Origin of the sequence: Amycolatopsis sp. NPDC021455 (genome assembly GCF_040640995.1) — a bacterium.
GTDB lineage: Bacteria > Actinomycetota > Actinomycetes > Mycobacteriales > Pseudonocardiaceae > Amycolatopsis.
In genome coordinates, this window is record NZ_JBFACT010000044.1 from 52,230 (window position 1) to 75,678 (window position 23,449).

The following is a 23,449-nucleotide window of genomic DNA, read 5'->3' on the forward strand; positions in this document are numbered from 1 at the left end:
ACTCGGAGGTCAATGGCGACCGACTGGGAGGTGTGGTGAGCGACAGCACTGGCACGCTCCCGGGAACCGCGGCCCTGACCCAGGTAGGCCGCCTGGCGACGCTGTCCTGGGAGGTCCTCCGCGCGATCTTCAAGCGCCCCTTCCAGGCCCGCGAGTGGATCCAGCAGTGCTGGTTCTTCGCCAGCGTCACGATTCTCCCGACGGCGCTGGTGGCGATCCCGTTCGGCGCGGTGATCGCGTTGCAGCTCGGCTCGCTGACCGCGCAGATCGGCGCCCAGTCGTTCACCGGCGCGGCCAGCGCGCTGGCCATCGTCCAGCAGGCCAGCCCGCTGATCACCGCGCTGCTCGTCGCGGGTGCCGGCGGCAGCGCGGTCTGCGCGGACATCGGCGCGCGCAAGATCCGTGAAGAGATCGACGCGATGGAGGTCCTCGGCGTCAACCCGATCCAGCGCCTCATCGTGCCGCGCGTGCTCGCCGCGATGGTGGTTTCGGTGCTGCTGAACGGCTTGGTCAGCGTCGTCGGCGTGCTCGGCGGCTACTTCTTCAACGTCGTCCTGCAGGGCGGCACGCCGGGCGCGTACCTGGCCAGCTTCAACGCCCTCGCGCAGGTGCCGGACCTCTGGATCAGCGAGATCAAGGCGCTGCTGTACGGCTTCGTCGCCGGGGTCGTCGCCGCGTTCCGCGGGCTGAACCCGGCGGGCGGGCCGAAGGGCGTCGGCGACGCGGTCAACCAGGCCGTCGTCATCACGTTCCTGCTGCTGTTCCTGATCAACGTCGTGCTCACCGCGATCTACCTGCGGATCGTCCCGCCGAAGGCGATGTGATGACCGCCGGATCCGTGGACACCGACCGGACGCTCGAGTACCTCGCGCGCCCGGGCCAGAGCCTGGAAGGGCTCGGCAAGCAGCTCGCGTTCGCCGCGAAAGCGCTCGCCTGGTCTCCGCGCACGATCCGCCGCTACAGCCGGGAAACGCTGCGGCTGCTCACCGAAGTCTGCTTCGGCACCGGCGGGCTCGCGGTCATCGGCGGCACGCTCGGCGTGATGATCGGGATGACGCTCTTCACCGGTCTCATCGTCGGCCTGCAGGGCTATTCCGCGCTCAACCAGCTCGGCACGGCCGCGCTCACCGGGTTCATCTCCGCCTACTTCAACACCCGCGAAGTCGCGCCGCTCTCGGCCGGGCTCGCGCTGTCCGCGACCGTCGGCTGCGGTTTCACCGCCCAGCTCGGCGCGATGCGGATTTCCGAGGAGATCGACGCCCTGGAAGTCATGGGCGTGCCCAGCATGCCGTACCTGGTGACCACCCGGGTGCTCGCCGGCGTCGCCGCGGTCATCCCGCTGTACGCGGTCGGCCTGCTCTCGAGCTACCTCGCCTCCCGGCAGATCACCATCTGGCTCTACGGCCAGTCCGCGGGCACCTACGACCACTACTTCACGCTCTTCCTGCCACCCGGCGACGTCCTGTGGTCGTTCGGGAAGGTGATCGTGTTCAGCGTGCTCGTGATCCTCTCCCATTGTTATTACGGCTTCACCGCGAGCGGCGGCCCGGCCGGCGTCGGCGTGGCGGTGGGCCGCGCGGTGCGGACGTCGATCGTGCTGATCTCGGTGCTGGACTTCTTCCTGTCCCTGGCGATCTGGGGCGCGAACACCACGGTGAGGATCTCGGGATGAGGCGCGAGCTCTGGCAGCGGCTCCGGTACCAGGTACTGGGGCTGGCCTTCCTGCTCGTCGCCGCCCTGTTCATCACGCTCACCCTGGCCGTCTACAACAAGGCGTTCACGCCCGTGACGCTCGTGAAGCTCGAGACCGACCGCGTCGGCAGCCAGCTGCGCACCGGCGGCGACGTCAAGGTCCGCGGCATGCTCGTCGGCGAAGTCCGGTCGGTCGTGGCGAAGGGCGACCACGCCGAGCTGGAACTGGCCCTCGACCCGGACAAGACGCACGTCATCCCGAAGAACGTCTCCGCGCGGTTGCTCCCGAAGACGCTCTTCGGCGAGCGCTATGTCGCTCTCCAGCTGCCCGACCACAAGGAAGGGCCGATCGAGGCCGGCGACGTCATCCCGCAGGACCGCAGCAGCGCCGCGATCGAACTGCAGAAGGTCCTCGACGACGTCATGCCGCTGCTGCAGGCCGTCCAGCCGGAAAAGCTGTCGAGCACGCTGACGGCGGTGGCGACCGCGCTCGACGGCCGCGGCAAGCAGCTCGGGCAGACCCTCTCCGGCCTGTCCGACTACCTCGGCAAGCTCAACCCGTCGCTCCCGGACATCAAGGCCGACATCACCGGCCTGGCGAACGTCGCGAACACCTACGACAAGGCGGCGCCGGATCTCCTGCAGGCGCTGTCCGATCTGACCACGACGAGCCGGACGATCGTCGACCAGCGCGCGCAGCTGAGCGACCTCTACGCCACCGTCACCGCCGCGTCCGTCGACCTCACCAACTTCCTGCAGGTCAACAAGGACAACCTGATCCGGCTCACCACGGCGATCCAGCCGACGCTCGACGTCCTCGCCAAGTACGCGCCCGAGTACCCGTGCCTGCTGCGGCAGCTCGCCGAGTCCGTGCCGCGGGCGGAACTGGCGTTCGGCAAGGGCACCGCGCACCCCGAGGTCAGCCGGGTCACCATCGAGTTCGCCGCCAGCCGCGGCAAGTACCTGCCCGGCGTCGACGAGCCGAAGTACGAGGACAAGCGCGGCCCGCGCTGCTACCCGAGCGTCCCGCACCCCGGCGTGTGGCCGCAGTACCCGCCCGACGGTCCCATCAAGGACGGCTCGAGCAAGCCCGCGCCGCCGAAGAACCCGCCCGAGAAGCTGCCCGGCCCGATCACCGCGGGCGGCGGCGCCGTCGGCGGGGACGGCACGATCGTCGGCTCGGCCTACGAAAACGACCTGATCGACCTGCTCGCCTCGCCCGCGCTCGGCACCTCGCCGGGTGACGTGCCGGGCTGGGCCGGCCTGCTCGTCGGGCCGCTCTACCGCGGAGCGGAGGTGGAGCTGAAGTGAGGAGTTTCCTCCCGTCGCTGATCAAGCTGGGGATCTTCGCGGTGGTCACCGTGCTGCTCACCGGGATCCTCGCGGCCACCATCGCGAACACCAACTTCGGCGAGACAGCCGGTTACCTGGCCAAGTTCACCGACGCGTCCGGCCTCAAGGAAGGCGACGACGTCCGCATCGCCGGCGTCAAGGTCGGGCAGGTCGACGCGATCGAGGTCGTCGAGGGGGAGCGGAACCTCGCGCAGGTGCGGTTCGACGTCGAACAGGCCTACCGGCTGCCCGAGACGGTGACCGCGACGATCAAGTACCGCAACCTCGTCGGCCAGCGCTACCTCGCGCTCGGCACCGACGTCCCGGGCGACAAGACGCTCCCGGACGGCGGCACGATCCCGCCCGAGCGCACGAAACCCGCGTTGAACCTCACCGTGCTGTTCAACGGCTTCAAACCGCTGTTCAAGGCGCTGAGCCCGAAGGACGTCAACCAGCTCTCGGCCGAGATCATCAGCGTCTTCCAGGGCGAGGGCGGCACGATCACCAGCCTGCTGCAGCACACCGCGTCGCTGACGAGCGCGATCGCGAGCAAGGACCAGGTGATCGGCCAGGTCATCGCCAACCTCAACACGGTCCTCGGCACGGTCAACGCCCACGGCCCGCAGCTCGGCGACCTGATCGAGCAGACGCAGAAGCTGGTCAGCGGGCTGGCCGAGCAGCGCAAGCCGATCGGCGACGCGGTCAGCGCGCTCGGCGACCTGGCCGTGTCGACCACCGGGCTCTTGGCCGACGCGCGTCCGGCGCTGAAGGACGACGTCGCGAAGCTGCGCACGCTCTCGCAGAACCTCGGCGACTCCGGCGTGCTGCTCAACCACCTCCTGGAGGTGCTGCCGGGCAACCTGCAGAAGTTCACCCGGACCCTGAGCTACGGCAGCTGGTTCAACTACTACCTGTGCGGGATCACCGGCACCATCGGCATTTCCTCGCTCGACATCACCCTGCCGATCATCCCCATCCCCGGCACGCAGCGCGCGGAGAGGTGTGGTCCGTGAAGCCGCTGAAAGAACGCAACCAGGCGGGAGTGGGCGCGGTCGCGCTCGTGCTGATCGTGCTCGTCACGGCCACGACGTACTTCTCCGACCAGCTCCCGTTCTTCGGCAACGGCACGACGTATTCGGCGTACTTCGGCGAGTCCGCCGGGCTCGCGCCGGACAACGAGGTCGAGGTCGCCGGCGTCAAGGTCGGCACGGTGTCGTCGGTGAAACTCGCGGGCAAGCAGGTCCTGGTGAAGTTCCGGGTCAAGGACGTCCGGGTCGGCGACGCGACGACGGCGTCCATCGAGATCAAGACCCTGCTGGGGGAGAAGTACCTGGCGCTCGACCCGAAGGGCGACGGCGCCCAGGAGCCGAACGACACCATCCCGCAGGCCCGCACGCGCACGCCGTTCCAGCTGCAGGACGCCTTCGAACAGCTGTCGACGACGGTCGGCGACATCGACACGAAACAGCTCGCGGACAGCTTCAACGCACTTTCCGACAGCCTCAAGGACAGCCCGCAGTACCTGAAGGACACGCTCAACGGGCTGTCGTCGCTGGCTCGCACCGTCTCGTCCCGTGACGCCGACCTGCACACCCTCCTCGCCAACACGAGCCAGGTCTCGAAGACGCTGTCCGACCGCAACGCCCAGCTGCAACGCGTGATCAGCGACGGCAACCTGCTGCTCACCGAACTGCAGAACCGCAAGGCCGCGATCAACGCCCTGCTCACCGGCACCCAGCAGCTGTCGCAGCAGCTGACCGGGCTGGTCCGGGACAACCGCGAACAGCTCAAACCGACGCTGGAGAAGCTCGGGAAGGTGACCGACATCCTGCAGCGCAACCAGGGCAACCTCGAGAAGAGCCTGCAGCTGATGGCGCCGTTCGCCCGCGTCGGCGCCAACGCCACCGGCAACGGCCGCTGGTTCGAGGGCTACCTGTGCGGGCTGCTGCCGCCGACGATCACCGTGGGCGGGCTGCACATCAACCCCGAAGGCTGCACCCCGCCGATCGCGGCGCCGAACCAGGGGGTGGGCGGCCGATGACCATCCACACCTACCGCGGCCGGCGGCTCGTGACGTGGCTGGCGTTCGCGTGCGTCCTCGCGCTGGTCGTCACCGCGGGGCTGTACCTGGTGTTCCGTGCGTCCACCGGCACTGTCGTGTCCGCCTACTTCGGCAAGACCGTCGGGCTGTACGCGGGTTCGTCGGTGCGGGTGCTCGGCGTGCCGGTCGGGCAGGTCACCGACGTCACGCCCGAAGGCGACGCGGTCCGCGTCGACATGCGGGTCGACGACGTGCCGCTGCCCGCCGACGTCGGCGCGGTCGTCGTCGCGCCGAGCCTGGTCAGCGACCGGTACGTCCAGCTCACCCCGGCCTATGACAGCGGCCCTGTACTCGCTTCGGGCACGGTCCTGCCGCGCGAACGCACGGCCACGCCGGTGGAACTGGACGACCTCTACTCGAGCTTGGACAAGCTCTCGACGGCGTTGGGTCCGAATGGTGCCAACAAGGACGGCGCGCTGTCCGGTGTGCTCGACACCGCCGCGAACACGTTGAAGGGCAATGGGGCTTCGCTGAATTCGACGGTCGGTCAGCTGGCTCAGCTGGCGAAGACCCTCGACGGTTCGAAGGACGACCTGTTCTCGACCGTGCAGAACCTGAACTCCTTCACCGGTGCCCTGGCCCAGAGCGACCAGCAGCTCAACGAGTTCTACCGCCGTGTCGCCGACGTCAGCCAGTTCCTCGCCGCCGACTCGAACGACGTCGGGGCGGCACTGCAGTCCCTCGGCGGCGCGCTCGGCGACGTCCAGCAGTTCGTCAACGACAACAAGGCCGCGCTGGAGTCCAATGTGGACAAGCTGGCGTCGCTGTCGAAGGTCCTCGTCGACCAGCGCGCCGCGCTCGCCGAGGTGCTCGACATCGCCCCGACCGGCGCCACCAACTTCATCAACTCCTACGACGCGGCGTCGGGCACCATCGCCGTCCGCGACAACCTCAACGAGCTGACCAACCCGCCGATCCTCACCGTGTGCCGGCTGATCAGCTCGTTCACGCCCAAGGAAGTTCCCGATACCTTGGGGAACATCTGCAAGCAGCTGGCGCCGGTCCTCGACGGGGCCCTGAAGCTGCCGTCCATCCCGCAGGTGCTCAACTCGCTGCAGAACGGGACGCTGCCGCCGTTGCCGCTCCCGCTGGTCGACGTGATGGAGCAGCTGTCGGGCGGTGCGAAGTGAACCGGCGGCAGCGCGTCGCCGGCGCGCTGGCCGGGGTGCTCGTGCTTGCCGGCTGCAGCGACGGCGGGTTCAACGGCCTCTACGGCACGCCGCTGCCGGGTGGCGCCGACGTCGGCGACCACCCGTACCACGTCACCGCGCTGTTCACCGACGTGCTGGACGTGGTGCCGCAGTCGAGCGTCAAGGTCAACGACGTCGCGGTCGGGCGCGTCGACAAGATCACGCTGACCCCGGACACGCGGTCGGCGCAGGTGGCGATGACCGTCAACGGCGACATCGCGCTGCCCGCCAACGCCCGCGCCGAGCTGAAGCAGTCCAGCCTGCTGGGCGAGAAGTTCGTCGAGCTGAGCGTGCCCACGGCCGAACCGGCCACCGGGAAACTGGCCGACGGCGCGCGGATCCCGCTCGGACGCACCAACCGCAACCCCGAGGTCGAGGAGGTGCTCGGCGCGCTTTCGCTGCTGCTCAACGGCGGCGGCGTCGAGCAGATCCAGAAGATCAGCCACGAACTCAACGACGCCTTGTCCGGCAACGAGCCGGAAATCCGCGCGCTGCTGTCGCGTGTGGACGATCTGGCGACTCAGCTGGACGGGCACAAGACCGAGATCCTCCGCGCGATCGACGGGCTCGGGAAGCTCTCGAAGACGTTGACGGGCCAGACGCAGAACCTGACCAACGCGCTCGACAACCTCGCGCCGGGCCTGAAGATCGTCACCGACCAGCGCGACCAGCTCGTGAGCATGCTGAACGCGCTGAACACGCTGTCCGGGGTCGCGGTCGACACCGTGACGAAGAGCCGTGACCAGCTCGTGGCGAACCTCAAGGCGCTGCAGCCGACGTTGACGAAGCTGGGCGAAGCAGGTCAGAACCTGCCGAACGCGCTGCAGATCCTGCTGACCTACCCGTTCCCGGACTACGCGGGCAACGTGATCAAGGGCGACTACGCGAACGTCGAGGCGAACGTGAACCTCGATCTGGACGTTCTGATCCAGAACTTCACGAACTCGTCGCAGCCGCCGATCGCGTTGCCGTCCGCGCAGTCTTCCGCCGTCGCGCCACCGCTGCCCCTGCCCGACCTGGGTTCGGTCCCGCAGTCCGCGGGCCCCGACCTGCTGGGCGGGCTGCTCGGCCTGATCGGGGGCGGCCGGTGACCCGCAAGATCCGCGTCCAGCTGTTCGCGTTCGTCGTCATCGCGGTGGTGTCCGTCGTCTACGCCGGCGGGCACTACGCCGGGCTGGACCGGCTGTTCGGCAACCGCGGTTACGTCGTCACCGCGCAGCTGACGGACTCCGGCGGCATCTTCGTCAACTCCGAGGTCGCCTACCGCGGGGTCACGGTCGGCCGGGTGACGTCGATGACGCTCACCGAGCACGGCGTCGACGTCGCCCTCGACATCGACGCGGGCGCGCCGGACATCCCGGCCGACGCGCACGCGCAGGTGGCGAACCGGTCGGCGGTGGGGGAGCAGTTCGTCGACCTGCTCCCGCAGCACAACGGCGGCCCGTTCCTCAAGGATGGCTCGGTGATCACGGCGGACAAGACGTCGCTGCCACCGTCGCCGGACACGGTGCTGTCGCATTTGGACGACCTCGTGGCGAGCGTGCACCCGGAGTCGTTGCGGACCGTCGTCGACGAGACGTACAACGCGTTCGCGGGTGCGGGACCGGAACTGCAGCAGCTGCTGGACAGCACGGGATCGCTGACCGCGGTGGCCGCGCAGTACGTGCCGCAGACGCAGGGGCTGCTGGCGAACTCGCGGATCGTGCTGGGCACCCAGGAACGCCAGGCGGCGAACATCACCGACTTCGCTGCTGGTTTGAAGACGATCGCGGGTCAGCTCAAGAAGTCGGACCCGGACCTGCGGCGGGTGATCGCGCAGGCACCGCAGCTGAGCCGTCAGATCAGCGACGTGCTGGCCGCGTCGGGCACGGACCTGGGCGTGCTGTTCGCGAACCTGCTGACGACCGCGCAGATCACGACGTCCCGCAAGGACTCCATCGAGGAACTGCTGGTGGCGTACCCGATCATCTCGGCGTTCTCGCCGTCGACGTCCCCGGACGGCACCGGTCACCTGGGCGTGGTGTTCAACTTCTTCGACCCGGCTTCGTGCACGAAGGGGTACGAGGGAACGAAACAACGTCCGGCCAATGATGTTTCGGAAGCGCCGGTGAACACGAACGCCTACTGCGCCGAGCCGCCGGGCAGCCCGACCGGGGTACGCGGGGCGCAGAACGCGCCCTACGCGGGGAAGCCGCCGGCGATTCCCGCGGCGCCTTCGCAGACCGCTTCGGCGCCTTCGCAGGCTCAGCTTCCGGGCATGCTGAGCCTGCTGACCGGGCCGTCGGCGGGTGGGCTGGGCAAGCTGCTGGGCGCGCCGTGAAGCTGCGTCTCCTGGTGGCTGTGACGGTCTTGTCGGTGTTGGCGGCGGCGTTTTCGGGCTGGTCGTGGTGGCGGGCCGCTTCGGACGACTCCGCTGCTCGTGGCCGCGACCGGGACGCGGTGCTGGCGGCGGCGGGTCCGTCACTGGTCACGTTGAACACGATCGACTACCGCACGGCGGCGGCGGACGTGGACCGCTGGATAGCGGCGACGACGGGACAGTACGGGAAGGACCTTTCGGGCGACCGTCAGCTGCAGATCGACCGGGCCACCACGGCCCGCACGGTGTCGTCGGCGTCCCTGGTGCAGGCGGCGGTCACGGAGATCGACCCTGCCCGCGGGACGGCGCGCCTCCTGGCGGTACTGGACGTCCGGGTGTCGACGGGCGGCGGAGCGGTCACGCCGAAGATGAACCGGCTGACGGTGGACGTGTCCCGGTCCCCGGACGGCTGGAAGATCAGCGGGGTCCAGGCGGCGGGCTCATGACCCGCGTGCTGGCAGTGGTGATCGCGCTCGCCCTGGGCTGCACGGTGTGGTTCGGTGTCGAGACGGCGTCCCTGTCCCCGGGCGACAATCAGGCACTGGTGGACCAGGCGGCGACCGCTTCGGTGTCCGCCGAGGTGAGCGACGCGGTCAAGGCGGTGTTTTCGTACGACTACGCGAACCTGCCCCGCACCGAGCGAGCGGCGGCGGAGGTCCTGACCGGCGACGCGGTCCGCCAGTACCAGGCCCAGTTCGCCTCGGCCCGAACCCGAGCGGTCGCGGAGAAGCTGACCCGCACGACGACGGTCCGGGCGGCGGGAGTGCGGTCGCTGCGGGGCGACTCCGCGGATTTGCTCCTGTTCCTGGACCAGCAGACGGTGACCCAGGGCGGGGGAGCGCCGACGTCGTCGGTGGCCCAGCTGGCGGTGACGGCGAAGAAGGTGGACGGCCACTGGAAACTGGCGACGTTGACGGCACTCTGAGAACCGAGCCGGCGATCGGGCTTCACGTCATCAGTCGGGTGGCCATCCGCCGCGCGGAATGTCTCCCTCGGTTCGCCGCAATCTCTCGAGGTCGTCGATGATCTTCGTGAGCAGTTCGTCGCTCTGCGGTGACGGCAGCTCACTGGCAAGCGTGAACCGATCGTGGAGTGAGCGGTAGCTGTCGCGGAGACGACGGTGATAGCGCCAGCGTTCACCGAAGTTCAAGGCGCGTTCGACGCCGATCAAGAAAGCGGCCAGGCCGGTGAGTGCGCGTGGCAACCACGAGAGGTCGGCCGGCCAGCTCGCCGCGGTCGCCAGGATGGTCGCGCCCAGCGCGAGCACCGTGCCACCGTTGAACAGCGCGGAGTCCAGGCGAGGATCGTGCTCGGCGATCGACTTCCTGAGGGATGCGTCGATGGCCTGGTGGCTGCCGGATCGGTTCATGGGCCCTCCGCGTCTCGGGTAGCGGGATTGTGCTCGGCCGGGGTGGTGCTTGAGGGGGATCGGCCCGTAGCCGCGTGGTTCAACACCCACTCGACGGCAGCGGCAGTGCCGGGCTCGCGCCAATGAGTGTGGTGGTCGAATCCGCAGTCGTGGTGTTTCCATCCGCGTGACCGGGGTTGGCCGTTGAGACCGACCGCTTCGATGCGGGGGGAGTAGGGGCCGGCGAACTTCTGCCCGAGGCGGAAGACCTGCCGAAGCACCTTGTCCGACGGGCTGTACTCGACCGCCTCACGGCGAGCAAGTGGCACGAAGGTGAAGGAACCGTCGTCCACCATTTCGGCGACGTCCACCGCGGCGCCGAGCAGGGCGAAACCGCGCACGATTCCCCGGCCGCGCAGCCGGTCGGCCGCAGTCAAAGCCACCAGGGCGCCCAGGGAATGGCCGACGAGGACCGCCGAATCCCGGTTCCTCGCGGCGAGGTAGTCGCCCAGTTGCCGACCAGAGCGGGCTGCACGATCGATCATTGCGGGGTAGGCCATCTTGGACCAAGACCGGTTGAGGTACCGGTCGCTCGGCCAGAGGAAGGCGCCCTTCTGGACCCGGCTCGGCGGACTTCCCCCGAACAGGTTGGTCCAAAGAGTACGTCCTTGGCGCAGCGCTCGCTCTTGGTCCACGTTGAAACCGTGGATGTAGATGACCCAGATCTGATCACCGAGAGGCCGGATATCTTCGAGGATGGTGGTTCGCCTGCTGCCTCCGCGGGGCTTTTCCCGCACAGTCAGGATGAAGTCGTGGCCGGTCATCTCCGGGCAGCCCGCTCGATGATCCGGATGATGTCACGCACCGTCCAGGACACCGGGCCGCCGATGACCAAGCCGAGCGCGAGAGCGATCGCGATGGCCGGTACCGACGCGCCGCTCGCCCATGCTCCGGCTCCGGAGAGTGTGCAGGCGATCAATGCGGATGTCGCCCGCAAAGACGAATGCCAGCGTGCCGTGGCCTCGATCTGGAAGGCGTCGACCCGTCGCTCGATCTGTTCGTCGGCGAGCTGCAACAGTTCTTCGTAACTGAGTCGGTCGACCAGCCGAGGTGAGAGCATCGGCCACTGGGGCCCCAGCGAGCTGATGAACCGACGAAGTGCATCACGGTCCTCCGTCGCTTCGCTGAGGTCGGCCCGGCACTCCTCGCGCAACGACTGCGACACCTGGGCGGCCACTTGGCGGAGATTCCCGGCGTAGGAGATCTTCCCGGGCAGCCCGGAGAGCTCGGAGAAGTCCGCACCGGAGCGGAATTTGTCGTCTTCGATCTTCGTGCCGAAGCTCGAGACGACGGATCTCCGGTTGAACCGAATCGCGAGGGGCGACAGCTTCTTGACGAATTCCAGTGCGGCGCAGGACAGCGCCCCGGCGATGAGTGCGATGACCGCGAGGCGCCAGACGTTGACGGCCGAATCCGTTGGTGCGGTCTGGGGCAACCGGAGGCCCGATCCGCGGCGGAATATCAGAACAATGCCGGTGACCAAGGAAATCATCAGCAGGAAAAGCGGCACCAGGCCGATTCGCAGGGTAGGTGGTGAACTTGTCCTGCGCCGGGGAAAAAACGCCATGGCTACGGTGATCAGTCCCGTGGACAGCGTGAGGACCACGACGAAGATCCATGCCGGCAGGTCGTTCTGGAGAACGGTGGCGATACTGACGGCCACGCCGAGCACGGCTGTGGCTGTGGCACTGATCAGCGAGATCGAGGCGTACGAGCGGGCCATGCCCCTCCTCCCCGTGGATCGAGTTCGGCGCAGCGTGCTCACGTGCGAAACCCCGTCGGCCGCACGGAAGTTCAGGCCCGCCGCCGCATTTGCGGCCGACGATAGCATGCCTCTCCGTGATGTTCGGTGCACTGAGAGGTCGGTTCGGCCGCCGTGCCTGTTACGACCCGATACGGTGAAAGGGGCAGGTCGTGATTCGGCCCACGCGGCGGCGGCCCGGGCCGAGGCGTTCCCGTTAGCCGTCCCACACCGCCGCGCCCTGGCGGAGAACCTCCACATCGGACTCGGACGTCACCGGCCACAGCTCCACCACGTACCGGTAGTGCTCACCGAACTCGTGCTCGTTCCACGTCACCGCCGGCGGACCCGCGGGCACGTACGAAACCCGCGCCCGATACAACCCCGGAAGCACCGAGAAGAACTTCTCCTGCGACGGATAGTCCGACGGCCCGGAAATGACCAACCGACCGGTCGGAACCGGAAGATCCGCTTCCACCACGTGTTCGGCGTCGGGAGCCAGGGCCGGTGGCGAGGGCAGCAGCGTCACCGAAGACTCCACCACGTCCGACCGCGCCGTCGCGATGGCGAGACCACCGGGCTCTGCCCCGATCCGGTGAGATTCCACCGCCGCGGAAGTCCATCCGCTGCCCGTCAGCCGTGACCCGGAATCCCGGATGGTGAACTGCCGCTGGTCGGCGTGGACGACGAGATGCACACGAACCACCCTAGCCAGGACCCGCCCCGAAATGGTATCGACACCGGGGTTAGCGTTGACGGCATGACCACTGCTTCCGTCGACGTCGACACGGCCCGCAGCGACTACGCGGCCCTGGTCGGCCGAGGCCTCTCCCTGGACATCACCCGTGGCAAGCCGTCCCCCGAGCAGCTCGACCTTTCGAACGCGCTGCTGAGCCTCCCCGGCGACGGCACCTTCAAGGCCGAGGACGGCACCGACGTCCGCAACTACGGCGGCCTCCAGGGCCTGCCGGAGCTGCGCCGCATCTTCGCCGGCGCGCTGCAGGTGCCCGCCGGGCAGCTGCTCGCCGCGGGCAACTCCAGCCTCGAGCTGATGCACGACGCCGTCGTCCAGGCCCTGCTGAGCAAGCTGCCCGGCGCCGAGCGCCGCTGGGCCGACGAGCCGCAGGTGAAGTTCCTCGCGCCCGTCCCGGGTTACGACCGCCACTTCGCGCTCACCGAGCGCTTCGGCATCGAGCTGGTCCCGGTCGCGATGACCGACGAGGGTCCCGACATGGACGCCGTCGAGACGCTGGTCGCCGAGGATCCGGCCGTCAAGGGCATCTGGTGCGTGCCGAAGTACAGCAACCCCACCGGTGTCACGTTCAGTGACGACGTCGTCCGGCGGCTCGCCACCATGCGCACCGCGGCGCCCGACTTCCGGATCTTCTGGGACAACGCCTACGCCGTGCACCACCTCACCGACGACGAGCCGGAGCTGGCCGACCTCCTCGCCCTGGCGACCGAGGCGGGCAACGCCGACCGCGTGTTCGTCTTCGGCTCGACCTCGAAGATCACCCTCGCCGGCGCCGGCGTCGGGTTCTTCGGCGCGTCCGAAGCCAACCTGGCCTGGTGGACCGGCAACATCGGCAAGCGCACGATCGGCCCGGACAAGGTCAACCAGCTGCGCCACGCCCACTTCCTCAAGGACGAGGCCGGCGTCCGCGCGCACATGCGCAAGCACGCCGAGATCATCGGCCCGAAGTTCGCGGCCGTCGACCGCATCCTCTCCGAGGAGCTGGCCGACCTGGCGTCCTGGACCAAGCCGACCGGCGGGTACTTCATCACGCTGACCGTCCCGCGGGGCACCGCGAAGGAGGTCGTGCGGCTGGCGAAGGAGGCCGGTGTCGCGCTGACCCCCGCCGGGGCGACCCACCCGCACGGCGAAGACCCGGCCGACGCCGTCATCCGCATCGCGCCGACCTTCCCGAAGCTGGAAGAGGTCGAAGAGGCCGTCCGCGCGCTCGCCGTGTGCGTCCGGCTCGCCGTCGCGCAGCGCGGCTGACCTGGGAAAACCGAACTCGATCAAAAATTTTCCCGTTTTGACCGAGCCGGGGGGCGCCCAGGTACGTATGACCGGTGGGTGAGGTGGACGAACTCGTCACGAGAGGACGTCCCCCGGTGTTCGGAAAACGCTACACGGAGCAGCTGATCGAGCGCAGCGCGGAGAACGCGACCGACCGCCGCCGCTTCCTCAAGGCTGCGGGAGCGGCGGGGCTCGGCGTCGCGGGTGCCGGCGCGCTCGGCACGGCGCTGTCGCTGGGCCTCGGCTCGGCCGGTGCCACGCAGCAATACGGTGCGCAGGGAGGTGACAAGGCGAAGGAGGCGGCGAGCGACGCCGCCGTGCTGAACTTCGCGTTGAACCTCGAGTACCTCGAGGCGAACCTCTATTCGTTCGCCGCCAACGGCTACGGGCTGAACGAGAAGTACGTCAACGGCGTCGGCAACCTGGGCAAGGCCAACGGCGGGCACGCCGTGAAGTTCAAGAGCGAGCAGACGAAGCAGATCGTCCAGGAGATCGCCGGCGACGAGGTCGCCCACGTGAACTTCCTGCGCAAGGCGCTGGGCAAGGCCGCCGTCGCGCAGCCGGAGATCGACTTCCAGAACAGCTTCACCGCGGCCATGCAGGCCGCCGGGGTGATCAAGCAGGGCCAGACGTTCGACCCGTTCGGGAGCGAGAACAACTTCCTGCTCGCCGCCTACCTGTTCGAGGACGTCGGCGTGTCGGCCTACAAGGGCGCGGCGCCGCTGGTGAACAACAAGACGTTCCTCGACGCGGCGGCCGGCATCCTCGCCGTCGAGGCCTACCACGCCGGCATCGTGCGGTCGGCGCTGTTCGAGCGCGGCCTCGGCGACATCACGAACAAGATGTCCGACGCCCGCGACAGCCTCGACGGCAAGGCCGACGACGACGAAGGCGTCATCAAGAACGGCAAGGCGAACCTCGTCCCGGCCGACGCCAACGGCATCGCGTTCGGGCGGTCCGCCGACCGCGTGCTCAACATCGCCTACCTCAACCCGGACAAGGTGTCCTCGGGCGGGTTCTTCCCGCGCGGCCTGAACGGCGAAATCGCCACCAGCGGTGCGAAGGAGAAGTAGGCACCGCGTGCCGCCGCCACGGTAACGTCACAGGCGGCGGCACGCGGAGTCGACGGGGGGCGCGAGGTGCGGGTACTGGTCGCGGGTGGCGGGATCTCCGGCACGGTCACGGCGATGGCGGTGAAGCTCGCCGGGCACGAGCCGGTCGTGTTCGAGGCCTATCCCGCCGGCGGGGACGACATCGGCGCGTTCCTCACGATCATGCACAACGGCATGGACGCCCTGCGCGCCATCGGCGCGGACGGACCGGTGATCGACAGTTCGTTCGCCGCGTACGGCGTCGAGCTCGTCGCCCCGGACGGGGAGACCGTCGGGCGGCGCGAGTTCGACATCGAGGGCCTCGACGGGCCACGCACGCTCACCCGCGCAACGCTCTACCGCGTCCTGCAGGACGAGGCCGCGCGCCGCGGTGTCCCGCTGGAGCGCGGCAAACGGCTGGTGGGCGCGCATCCCGGCCCAGGCGGGATCACGGCGGAGTTCGCCGACGGCACCACCGCGACCGGCGACGTCCTCGTCGGCGCGGACGGCCTGCGCTCGGTCGTCCGGCGGCTGATCGACCCGGCGGCGGACGAACCCCGCTACACCGGGCTGACCGTCGTGTACGGCTACACGCGGGCGCGCGGACTGCCCGCCGCGCCCGGGATCTACCGGATGATCCGCGGCAGCAAGGCGGCTTTCGGCTTCACCACCGACCCCGGCGGAGCCACGTTCTGGTTCGCCCGCGTCCCGGACGCCGAGCGGTCACGCGAAGAGGTCGCGGCGGTGACCGCGGACGGCTGGCGCGAGTTCGCCCACGCGGCGTTCGCGGAAGACCCGTTGCCCTGCAAGGACATCATCGCCGCGACGGGCGACGAGGTGTTCGGCGGCCACTCCTACGACGTCCCCGAAACGCGCGTCTGGTCGACGCCGGAGATGGTCCTCGCCGGCGACGCCGCCCACGCCGCGTCCCCGGCGGCCGGCCAGGGCGCGTCGATGGCGCTGGAGGACAGCGTCGTGCTGGCACAGTGCCTGCGCGACCTGCCGGACCCGGCGTCGGCCTTCGCGGCGTACGAAGGACTGCGGCGCGAGCGCGTGGAGAAGCTCGTCGCGGCCAGCGCGGGCGGGGACGTCGGCGAGGAACGCGGCTGGCTGTACTCGCACCACATCGACTGGGCAGCGAAGATCACCGCCTAGCGCGGTTATTGAGCGACAGGCTGCTAGGCATCGATCTCGAGGGTTCGCATTCGACAGCAATCTCGCGTGGAAGCAAGGTTGCGTTGGTTGAATAATAAAATTGATATCGGTGCAGGTGTACTTGTTTGGAGTGTGGCAAACTGTGCGCTCGTGAACGAAGTAGATCCAAATTCGGCTTCAAAGGCTGCTGCGCCAACTGATCGTCTCGCTAGCCGGTCGGCGACGGCAACTGTGCTGCCCTGGCGTGCATTGGCGCTGACTGCTGTCGCAATATTTGTCTTCACTGGAATCGTAATTGTGACGCTCTGGTGGGTTGGTAGTCGCGGTTTGAGCGGGAGTGATCTGGTCGCCGCCCGATTCGACGCTGTCAAGATTGGTCTTAGTGTCGGGGTTGGCGGTGGAGGCGTTGTCGCCCTGTATCTTAATTGGCGGCGGCAGCGGTCGAGCGAAGCTGATCTCGACAACCGAGAGCGTACCCTTGTTCATCAACAGCAGGTAGCCGCCGAAAATAGGGATCATCAGGCGCAGGTTGCCGCCGATGCAAGAATAGATGCTGCGGCTCGAAGGATTACGGAGTTATTCACGAAGGCGGCGGAGCATTTGGGATCTGACAGTTTGCCTGTCCGACTAGCTGCCTTCTATGCGCTTGAGCGTCTCGGCCAGGAGAACGAATCTCAGCGTGCGTCAGTGCGCAAACTCTTCTGTGCTTACCTTCGCATGCCATTTGATTCGGATATCTTGGATAGTGGTGAAGGTGAGTGTGGTCACTCAAAAAGTGACTATCGTCGAGTGATGCAAGAGCGTGAAGTCAGGTTGAGTGTACAGCAAATACTCCTGGATCACTTCAATCCGGACGTTTTGGAAAAGTTCTGGCCAGGCCAGGAACTTGATCTTGCGAGGGCGACGCTGATCGACTTCGACCTCACTGACCTTAATGTCAATTCGATCAGCTTCAAGGATGCAATCTTTGTCGGAGATGCGAAATTTGTTCGAACATTGTTTGCTGATTCATCCACCTTCGCAAACGCGCGGTTTTCTGGTCGTGCTAAACTTTCAGGAAGCAATGTTCGCCGGAGACGCCACCTTTGCGGGCGTGAAATTTTGTGATTCTGTGGACTTTGATAGGTCGGAGTTCCTGGCAGGGGTCGACTTTGATCGTACTGAGTTTCAAGGTTCCGCATTCTTTCGTTCAAGGTTCTATGGCAATGCGAACTTTCGCTCAACGTTCGAATCTATGGCGGTGTTTGGAAGAGGTTATCACGGGGTTCCAGCATATTTCGCAGCAGATGCTCATTTTGAGAGTGTCTGGACTGCTGCGCGATTCTACTCCATGGCGGACTTCACGGGAGTGAAGTTTACTCGGCCCGTAAGTTTTAGAGGTGCCGCATTTGCTCGAATTCCTGATTTCGTTGGGGCGGAAAACTTCTTCGATGTTCCCGAGGTTGCTAGACGTCAAAGTCTTGTGATGCACAAATACTCACGTGATTCGCAGACGGGATAAGTTCAGTGAGTTGCCAGACTTAACAGTGTTCAGTAGGCCGCGAAGATCACGGTCTGAGGTCTGCCGTGGCTTCTCGTGAGTGGTAACGCGTGTTCTAACCCGCCTTTACCACTCACGACCGGGAGCCGCAGGAGTCGCGGATCACTAGCTTTGTCGGCAGCAGCGCCGGTTCCGGGGCCTCCGCGTTGCCGATCATCGCCAGGATCGCGCCCGCCGCCGCCGTGCCGAAGCCCGGCTTGTCCTGGGCCACCGTCGTGAGCGCCGGGTCCACCAGGGACGCCACCTCGATGTCGTCGAAGCCCACCACCGCCAGGTCGCCGGGGACCCGCAGCCCGGCCGCGCGGGCCGCGAGCAGTGCGCCGACCGCCATCTCGTCGCTGGCCGCGAACACCGCCGTCGGCGGCTCCTTGCGGGCCAGGAGCCGCCGCATGCCGACGAACCCGCTTTCGCGGTAGAAGTCGCCGCCGACCACGTGGTCCTCCGACACCGGCAGTCCCGCTTCGGCCAGGCCGCGCAGGTATCCCTCGGTGCGGGCGGCGGCGGGCGCGTTGCCGCGCGGGCCGGTGATCGTCGCGATCCGGTGGTGCCCCAGGGCGGCCAGGTGCCGGACGGCCTCGGCCGCGCCGCCGGCGTTGTCCGAAGTCACGTAGGTCGCGCGCGGCCCGGACAGGGCCACGTCCAGTGCGACGCACGGCAACCCGGACTGGGCGAACGCGGTGAACGCGTCGGCGTCCGTCCCGCTGTCGATGAGCACCAGCCCGGCCAGGTGGTGCCGCCGGGTCATGCTCACGTAGGCGATCGGGTCGGCCAGCGAGACGCCCGGGTGGCGTTCGCGGGCGTCGTCGCTCGTCGCGAGCATCAGCAGGTGGTAGCCGTGCGAGCTCAGCGCGGATTTGAGGCCCAGCAACAGGTCCTGCAGGAACGGGTGCCGCCAGCCGGGCCGCCGGTGGTCGGTGTCCCAGACCAGCCCGACCATCGCCGACTGCTGCCGCGACAGCGCCCGCGCCGACTCGTTCGGCGAGAAATCGAGGTCCCGCGCCACGCGTTCGACGCGTTCGCGCGTCGCCGCGCTGACCGTGGCCGGGCGGTTGAACACCCGCGACACGGTGGCGACGGAAACCCCGCAGAGCTGCGCGACCTCGCGGGCGGTGACCATGGCGACCTCCGGTTCTTGTAACCGGTTACATCTGTAGCACACCAGTCCTGACAGCGTAAATGCCGAGCGAGGTTACCGTTTCGTTACTTGACGGATACCCGTTGGGAGCGCTCTCATGGGACCCGCGTTTTCCGACGGCCCCGCAGAACAACGGAGATCTCATGCGCCCGAAAACGAGAAACCGCCCGATCCGCCTGCTCGCCGCGGCGTGCGCCGCGCTGGCCGCGGTCACCGCGCTGAGCGCCTGCGGGGACAGCAGCGGTGCGTCCGGCGGCAAGATCAAGCTGAGCCTCGGCCTGTTCGGCAACTTCGGCTACACCGACCTGATCAAGGAGTACCAGGCGGCGCACCCGGACATCGAGATCACCGAGCGGACCGCCGCCTACTCCGACCACCACAAGAACCTCGCCGCGCACCTGGCCACCGGTGCCGGCGCCGCGGACATCGAAGCGATCGACACCGGGTATGTCGCCCAGTTCAAGGCGACGCCGGACAAGTTCGTCGACCTCAACACCGTCGGCGGCGACAAGCTCAAGGACCGCTGGCTGAGCTGGAAGTGGGCCGCGTCGCTGGGGAAGGGCGGGCAGCAGATCGGCTACGGCACCGACGTCGGCGGCCTGGCCATCTGCTACCGCCGGGACCTGTTCAAGACCGCCGGCCTGCCCGAGGACCGGGACGCCGTGTCCGCGCTCTGGCCCACGTGGCAGGCGTTCTTCGACGCGGGCAAGCGCTTCCAGGCCAAGGCGCCCAACGGCGTCAAGTTCATGGACGGCGGCCCGACCGTGCTCAACGCGATCGTCGGCCAGGCGCCGCAGGGCTACTACGACCAGAACGACCAGCTCATCGTGGGCAGCAATCCGGCGCTGCGCCAGGGCTGGGACCTCGTGGTCGACGCGGTCAAGGCGAACCTCAGCGCGGGCCTGCTCTACAGCACGCCGCCGTGGAACACCGGCTTCACGAAGGGCCAGTTCGCGACCGTCACGTGCCCCGCGTGGATGATGACCAAGATCAAGGACCAGGCCCCCGACACCGCGGGCAAGTGGGACGTCGCGGCCGTGCCGGGCGGCGGCGGCAACTGGGGCGGCTCGTACCTCACCGTGCCCAAGCAGGGCAAGCACACCAAGGAAGCCGCCGAGCTCGCCGCCTGGCTGACCGCGCCCGAGCAGCAGGCGAAGGTGTTCACCAGCAAGGGTCTGCTGCCTTCGACGCCGTCGCTCTACGACGACCCGAAGATCACCGGCTACACCAACCCGTTCTTCAACAACGCGCCCGTGGGCAAGGTGTTCACCGATGCGGCGAAGAAGCTGAACCCGCAGTACCAGGGCCCGAAGGCCGGCGACGTCCAGACGGAGTTCGGCAACGCGATGCAGCGCGTCGAGCAGGGCAAGCAGGACGGCGCGGCGGCGTGGCAGCAGCTGGTCGGTGACGTCGCGAAGATCAAGTAATGGCACTCACCTTCGCCGAGCGGCGGCAGAAGTGGGACGTCAAGCTGTCGCCGTTCGGTTTCATCAGCCCGTACTTCCTCATCTTCGGCGTCTTCGGGTTGTTCCCGCTGCTGTACACGGCGTTCGTGTCGCTGCAGAAGCGGAACCTCATCGACGCCGAAGGCGCGCAGTTCATCGGCCTCGGCAACTACGACCAGCTGCTGTTCCACGACCCGTACTTCTGGAACGCGATGGGGAACACGGTCAGCCTGTGGCTGCTGACCACGATCCCGCAGATCCTGTTCGCGCTCGGCATCGCGCACCTGCTCAACCGCAGGCTGCGCGGGCGGACGCTGTTCCGGATGGGCATGATCCTGCCGAACATCACCTCGGTGGCGGCGGTGACGATCATCTTCGCGCAGCTGTTCGGCCGGGACTTCGGGCTGGTCAACTGGGTGCTGAGCTGGTTCGGCGCCGGCCAGGTCGACTGGCAGGCCGGCACGGCCAGCTCGCACACCGCCATCGCGGCGATGGTGGTGTGGCGCTGGACCGGCTACCACGCGCTGATCTTCCTGGCGTCGATGCAGGCGATCCCGTCGAGCATGTACGAGGCCGCCACCCTCGACGGCGCCAAGGGGTGGCAGCAGTTCTGGCGGATCACCGTGCCGCTGCTGCGGCCGCAGATCATCTTCTCCACGGTGATCGCGACGACCGGGAACATGCGGCTGCTCGCCGAGCCGCTGCTGTTCAACCCCGGCACCGCGGCGGCGACCGGCGGGTCGGACCGGCAGTTCCAGACCGCCGCGCTCTACCTCTACGAGCAGGGCTTCACCAAGTACGACTTCGGCTACAGCTCGGCGATCGCGCTGATCCTGGCCGTGGCCACGATGCTCGTCGCGGGCCTGTCGTACCTGGTGACCCGGCGCATCCAGACGGACTGAGGAGCGGACATGACCACCGTGCTGACCCCGGCGGCCCCCGCGCCGCCGGTTTCGCCCGGGCGGGCCCGGCGGATCGTGCGCCGGGTGGCGAGCCCGTGGACCTACGCCGCGCTGATCGCGATCCTGGCCGGTTCGGCGTTCCCGGTGTACTGGTCGTTCGTCGTCTCCTCGCAGACGACGGAGGCGGTCGGGAGCGTGCCGCCGGTGCTGGTGCCCGGCGGGCACCTGTTCGAGAACATCGCCCGCGTCTTCGACGAGACGGACTTCGCGCTGGCGCTGGGGAACTCGCTCATCGTGGCGGGCACGATCACCGTCTCGGTGGTGCTGTTCTCGACGCTCGCCGGGTTCGCCTTCGCCAAGATGCGGTTCCGCGGCCGGACCTTCCTGCTGCTCGTCGTCATCGCCACCCAGGCGATCCCGACCGAGCTGGGCGTCGTGCCGCTCTACATGATGATGGCCGACTTCGGGTGGGCCGGGCAGCTGCAGGCGGTGATCGTGCCCGGCCTGGTCACCGCGTTCGGCGTGTTCTTCATGCGCCAGTACTTCGAGCGGGCGCTGCCGCTGGAGCTGCTGGAAGCCGGCCGGATGGACGGCTGCGGCTCGCTGCGGCTGTTCTGGCACGTGGCGCTGCCCGCCGCCCGCCCGGCCGCGGCCGTGCTCGGCCTGTTCACGTTCATGCAGGCGTGGAACGACTTCTTCTGGCCACTGGTCGTGCTGGTGCCGGAGAACCCGACCGTCCAAACCGCACTGTCCACTCTGGCCAGTGGCTACACCACCGACTACACGCTCGTGCTCACCGCCGCCACCATCGGCACCGTCCCCGTCCTGCTCGTGTTCCTGCTGTTCGGCCGCCAGATCGTCGGCGGCATCATGCAGGGCGCGCTCAAGGGCTGACCTTCCCGGAGCTCACCGTGACTTCCAGTTTCCCACCCGGCTTCCGCTGGGGCGTGGCCACCTCGGCGTTCCAGATCGAGGGGGCCACCCGGATCGACGGCCGCGGACCGTCCATCTGGGACACGTTCGCGACGCGGCCCGGCGCGGTGGCGGGCGGCGACACCGGGGAGCCGGCAGCCGACCACTACCGCCGCTGGCCGCAGGACCTCGCCCTGCTCACCGGGCTCGGCGTGGACGCCTACCGCTTCTCGGTGTCGTGGCCCCGCGTGCAGCCGGAAGGCCGCGGCCGCGTCGAACGCCGGGGGCTCGACTTCTACCGGCGGATCGCGGAAGGGCTGCGGGAGAAGGGGATCGAGCCGTTCCTCACGCTGTACCACTGGGACCTGCCGCAGGCACTGGAAGACTCCGGCGGCTGGCGGTCGCGGGACACGGCCCACCGGTTCGCCGAGTACGCGGCGCTGGTGCACGAGGCGCTCGGCGACGTCGTCGACCACTGGACGACGCTCAACGAGCCGTACCCGTGCGCGATCGCGGGCTACGGCGAAGGACGGCACGCGCCGGGCGCGCGGGAGGGACACGGCGCGCTGGCGGCGGCTCACCACCTCCTGCTCGGCCACGGCCTGGCGGTCCGGGCGATGCGCGACCGGGCGGCGCTGCCGCACCAGTTCGGCATCGTCCTCAACCAGTCCCCGGCGGTCCCGGTGTCCCCCTCGGCGGCCGACACGGCGGCGGCCGCGCGTCAGGACACGCTGTTGCGCCGCCAGTTCACCGACCCCCTGTTCGGCGGCCGCTACGCACCGGGGCTCGCCGCGATGTTCGACGGCGTCTCGGACTTCTCCTTCCGCCTGGACGAAGACCTCGAGACGATCGGGGCGCCCCTGGACTACCTGGGCGTGAACTACTACTACCGCCTGCACGTCGCGGACGCACCACACCGCGAACCGGACCCGTCCCTGCGCACGGCGTCCGACATCGGAGTGGACACTTCGCGGCTCCCGGACGTCCCGCGGACGGGGATGGGCTGGCCGGTCGAGCCGGAGGGTCTCACGGAAGCCCTGGTCGGCCTGCACAACCGGTACGCGGGGCTGCCGCCGGTGTACGTCACGGAGAACGGCTGCGTGTACCCGGACCGGAGTGACTTCGCGGACTACGAGCGCATCGACTTCCTGAGCGAGCACATCGAAGCGGCCCGGACAGCGGCCGCGGCGGGGGTGGACCTGCGCGGGTACTTCTGCTGGTCCCTGCTGGACAACTTCGAGTGGGCGCACGGGTACAAGCACCGCTTCGGCCTGGTCCACGTGGACTACGAAACCCAGCGGCGCACGCCCAGGTCGAGTTACCGCTGGTACCGCGACTTCATCGCGGCCCAGCGGCACCCCGTAAGTCCGTGAAGGCCTCCTTCCCGGCTCTAAGAGCCGGGAAGGAGAGGCCGAGGCCGGGG

The 23,449-nt window shown here is 68.2% G+C and carries 23 protein-coding genes; 18 read left to right on the plus strand and 5 right to left on the minus strand.

Annotated features, from left to right (window positions below):
- Nucleotides 1-35: 35 nt before the first annotated feature.
- From AB0G28_RS34240 to AB0G28_RS34285, 10 genes are read left to right on the plus strand one after another with little or no spacing between them, the layout of a single operon-like run.
- On the plus strand, nucleotides 36-824 hold the full coding sequence (locus AB0G28_RS34240) for an ABC transporter permease (RefSeq protein ID WP_361098798.1): 789 nt from the start codon (nucleotides 36-38) through the stop codon (nucleotides 822-824).
- On the plus strand, nucleotides 824-1,672 hold the full coding sequence (locus AB0G28_RS34245) for an ABC transporter permease (RefSeq protein ID WP_361098801.1): 849 nt from the start codon (nucleotides 824-826) through the stop codon (nucleotides 1,670-1,672). The genes AB0G28_RS34240 and AB0G28_RS34245 overlap by 1 nt, the downstream gene beginning before the upstream one ends.
- The gene (locus AB0G28_RS34250; protein WP_361098804.1) at nucleotides 1,669-3,003 is read left to right on the plus strand and encodes an MCE family protein; all 1,335 of its coding nucleotides are present in this window, start codon (nucleotides 1,669-1,671) and stop codon (nucleotides 3,001-3,003) included. The genes AB0G28_RS34245 and AB0G28_RS34250 overlap by 4 nt, the downstream gene beginning before the upstream one ends.
- Entirely contained in the window at nucleotides 3,000-4,037 is a 1,038-nt protein-coding gene (locus tag AB0G28_RS34255) for an MlaD family protein (protein WP_361098807.1), read from the plus strand. The genes AB0G28_RS34250 and AB0G28_RS34255 overlap by 4 nt, the downstream gene beginning before the upstream one ends.
- Nucleotides 4,034-5,065, plus strand: coding sequence for an MCE family protein (locus tag AB0G28_RS34260; RefSeq protein WP_361098810.1), 1,032 nt, complete (start codon nucleotides 4,034-4,036; stop codon nucleotides 5,063-5,065). Before AB0G28_RS34255 ends, AB0G28_RS34260 begins: the two co-directional genes overlap by 4 nt.
- Complete coding sequence (locus AB0G28_RS34265; RefSeq protein WP_361098813.1) at nucleotides 5,062-6,255, plus strand: MCE family protein; 1,194 nt, start codon at nucleotides 5,062-5,064, stop codon at nucleotides 6,253-6,255. The genes AB0G28_RS34260 and AB0G28_RS34265 overlap by 4 nt, the downstream gene beginning before the upstream one ends.
- The gene (locus AB0G28_RS34270; RefSeq protein WP_361098816.1) at nucleotides 6,252-7,406 is read left to right on the plus strand and encodes an MCE family protein; all 1,155 of its coding nucleotides are present in this window, start codon (nucleotides 6,252-6,254) and stop codon (nucleotides 7,404-7,406) included. Before AB0G28_RS34265 ends, AB0G28_RS34270 begins: the two co-directional genes overlap by 4 nt.
- Nucleotides 7,403-8,635, plus strand: a complete 1,233-nt coding sequence (locus AB0G28_RS34275) for an MCE family protein (protein WP_361098819.1) — start codon at nucleotides 7,403-7,405, stop codon at nucleotides 8,633-8,635. Before AB0G28_RS34270 ends, AB0G28_RS34275 begins: the two co-directional genes overlap by 4 nt.
- Nucleotides 8,636-8,649: 14 nt before the next feature.
- The gene (locus AB0G28_RS34280) at nucleotides 8,650-9,120 is read left to right on the plus strand and encodes a hypothetical protein (RefSeq protein WP_361098822.1); all 471 of its coding nucleotides are present in this window, start codon (nucleotides 8,650-8,652) and stop codon (nucleotides 9,118-9,120) included.
- A complete protein-coding gene (locus tag AB0G28_RS34285; protein ID WP_361098825.1) occupies nucleotides 9,117-9,599 on the plus strand; it encodes a hypothetical protein in 483 nt (160 codons plus the stop codon). The genes AB0G28_RS34280 and AB0G28_RS34285 overlap by 4 nt, the downstream gene beginning before the upstream one ends.
- Nucleotides 9,600-9,629: 30 nt before the next feature.
- On the opposite strand, the gene AB0G28_RS34290 is transcribed toward AB0G28_RS34285, so the two are convergent.
- The 4 genes from AB0G28_RS34290 to AB0G28_RS34305 form a co-directional block, all read right to left on the minus strand.
- The gene (locus AB0G28_RS34290) at nucleotides 9,630-10,043 is read right to left on the minus strand and encodes a hypothetical protein (RefSeq protein ID WP_361098828.1); all 414 of its coding nucleotides are present in this window, start codon (nucleotides 10,041-10,043) and stop codon (nucleotides 9,630-9,632) included.
- Entirely contained in the window at nucleotides 10,040-10,846 is an 807-nt protein-coding gene (locus AB0G28_RS34295) for a hypothetical protein (RefSeq protein WP_361098831.1), read from the minus strand. The genes AB0G28_RS34290 and AB0G28_RS34295 overlap by 4 nt, the downstream gene beginning before the upstream one ends.
- Entirely contained in the window at nucleotides 10,843-11,805 is a 963-nt protein-coding gene (locus tag AB0G28_RS34300; protein ID WP_361098834.1) for a hypothetical protein, read from the minus strand. The genes AB0G28_RS34295 and AB0G28_RS34300 overlap by 4 nt, the downstream gene beginning before the upstream one ends.
- A 235-nt stretch (nucleotides 11,806-12,040) precedes the next feature.
- A complete protein-coding gene (locus AB0G28_RS34305; protein WP_361098836.1) occupies nucleotides 12,041-12,520 on the minus strand; it encodes a hypothetical protein in 480 nt (159 codons plus the stop codon).
- A gap of 63 nt (nucleotides 12,521-12,583) precedes the next feature.
- Between AB0G28_RS34305 and AB0G28_RS34310 the strand changes: the two genes are divergently transcribed.
- The 4 genes from AB0G28_RS34310 to AB0G28_RS34325 all read left to right on the plus strand — a co-directional run bounded on the left by AB0G28_RS34310 (nucleotide 12,584) and on the right by AB0G28_RS34325 (nucleotide 17,199).
- On the plus strand, nucleotides 12,584-13,825 hold the full coding sequence (locus tag AB0G28_RS34310; RefSeq protein WP_361098838.1) for an aminotransferase class I/II-fold pyridoxal phosphate-dependent enzyme: 1,242 nt from the start codon (nucleotides 12,584-12,586) through the stop codon (nucleotides 13,823-13,825).
- Nucleotides 13,826-13,941: 116 nt separating this feature from the next.
- Nucleotides 13,942-14,919 carry a ferritin-like domain-containing protein gene (locus AB0G28_RS34315; RefSeq protein WP_361098841.1) on the plus strand — a complete coding sequence of 326 codons (978 nt, stop codon included), beginning with the start codon at nucleotides 13,942-13,944 and terminating at the stop codon, nucleotides 14,917-14,919.
- 66 nt (nucleotides 14,920-14,985) lie between these two features.
- Complete coding sequence (locus AB0G28_RS34320; protein ID WP_361098844.1) at nucleotides 14,986-16,092, plus strand: NAD(P)/FAD-dependent oxidoreductase; 1,107 nt, start codon at nucleotides 14,986-14,988, stop codon at nucleotides 16,090-16,092.
- Nucleotides 16,093-16,158: 66 nt separating this feature from the next.
- Nucleotides 16,159-17,199 (plus strand): pentapeptide repeat-containing protein, encoded by a 1,041-nt coding sequence (locus AB0G28_RS34325; protein ID WP_361098847.1) that lies wholly within the window; start codon nucleotides 16,159-16,161, stop codon nucleotides 17,197-17,199.
- A 506-nt stretch (nucleotides 17,200-17,705) separates the two neighbouring features.
- Here AB0G28_RS34325 and AB0G28_RS34330 read toward each other — a convergent pair.
- On the minus strand, nucleotides 17,706-18,749 hold the full coding sequence (locus AB0G28_RS34330; RefSeq protein WP_361098850.1) for a LacI family DNA-binding transcriptional regulator: 1,044 nt from the start codon (nucleotides 18,747-18,749) through the stop codon (nucleotides 17,706-17,708).
- A 161-nt stretch (nucleotides 18,750-18,910) separates the two neighbouring features.
- On the opposite strand from AB0G28_RS34330, the gene AB0G28_RS34335 reads away from it, so the two are divergent.
- The 4 genes from AB0G28_RS34335 to AB0G28_RS34350 are packed head-to-tail and all read left to right on the plus strand — an operon-like array spanning nucleotide 18,911 to nucleotide 23,399.
- Complete coding sequence (locus AB0G28_RS34335; protein ID WP_361098853.1) at nucleotides 18,911-20,194, plus strand: extracellular solute-binding protein; 1,284 nt, start codon at nucleotides 18,911-18,913, stop codon at nucleotides 20,192-20,194.
- Nucleotides 20,194-21,114, plus strand: coding sequence for a sugar ABC transporter permease (locus AB0G28_RS34340; RefSeq protein WP_361098856.1), 921 nt, complete (start codon nucleotides 20,194-20,196; stop codon nucleotides 21,112-21,114). Before AB0G28_RS34335 ends, AB0G28_RS34340 begins: the two co-directional genes overlap by 1 nt.
- 9 nt (nucleotides 21,115-21,123) lie before the next feature.
- Complete coding sequence (locus tag AB0G28_RS34345; RefSeq protein ID WP_361098859.1) at nucleotides 21,124-22,008, plus strand: carbohydrate ABC transporter permease; 885 nt, start codon at nucleotides 21,124-21,126, stop codon at nucleotides 22,006-22,008.
- Nucleotides 22,009-22,025: 17 nt separating this feature from the next.
- Nucleotides 22,026-23,399, plus strand: a complete 1,374-nt coding sequence (locus AB0G28_RS34350) for a GH1 family beta-glucosidase (RefSeq protein WP_361098862.1) — start codon at nucleotides 22,026-22,028, stop codon at nucleotides 23,397-23,399.
- Nucleotides 23,400-23,449: the final 50 nt, after the last annotated feature.

Bases quoted from the DNA above. Each gene is read 5' to 3' on its own strand.
- AB0G28_RS34245 (WP_361098801.1), top strand. From the start codon at position 824: ATGACCGCCGGATCCGTGGACACCGACCGGACGCTCGAGTACCTCGCG.
- AB0G28_RS34250 (WP_361098804.1), top strand. From the start codon at position 1,669: ATGAGGCGCGAGCTCTGGCAGCGGCTCCGGTACCAGGTACTGGGGCTG.
- AB0G28_RS34265 (WP_361098813.1), top strand. From the start codon at position 5,062: ATGACCATCCACACCTACCGCGGCCGGCGGCTCGTGACGTGGCTGGCG.
- AB0G28_RS34285 (WP_361098825.1), top strand. From the start codon at position 9,117: ATGACCCGCGTGCTGGCAGTGGTGATCGCGCTCGCCCTGGGCTGCACG.
- AB0G28_RS34290 (WP_361098828.1), bottom strand. From the start codon at position 10,043: ATGAACCGATCCGGCAGCCACCAGGCCATCGACGCATCCCTCAGGAAG.
- AB0G28_RS34295 (WP_361098831.1), bottom strand. From the start codon at position 10,846: ATGACCGGCCACGACTTCATCCTGACTGTGCGGGAAAAGCCCCGCGGA.
- AB0G28_RS34300 (WP_361098834.1), bottom strand. From the start codon at position 11,805: ATGGCCCGCTCGTACGCCTCGATCTCGCTGATCAGTGCCACAGCCACA.
- AB0G28_RS34310 (WP_361098838.1), top strand. From the start codon at position 12,584: ATGACCACTGCTTCCGTCGACGTCGACACGGCCCGCAGCGACTACGCG.
- AB0G28_RS34330 (WP_361098850.1), bottom strand. From the start codon at position 18,749: ATGGTCACCGCCCGCGAGGTCGCGCAGCTCTGCGGGGTTTCCGTCGCC.
- AB0G28_RS34335 (WP_361098853.1), top strand. From the start codon at position 18,911: ATGCGCCCGAAAACGAGAAACCGCCCGATCCGCCTGCTCGCCGCGGCG.
- AB0G28_RS34340 (WP_361098856.1), top strand. From the start codon at position 20,194: ATGGCACTCACCTTCGCCGAGCGGCGGCAGAAGTGGGACGTCAAGCTG.
- AB0G28_RS34345 (WP_361098859.1), top strand. From the start codon at position 21,124: ATGACCACCGTGCTGACCCCGGCGGCCCCCGCGCCGCCGGTTTCGCCC.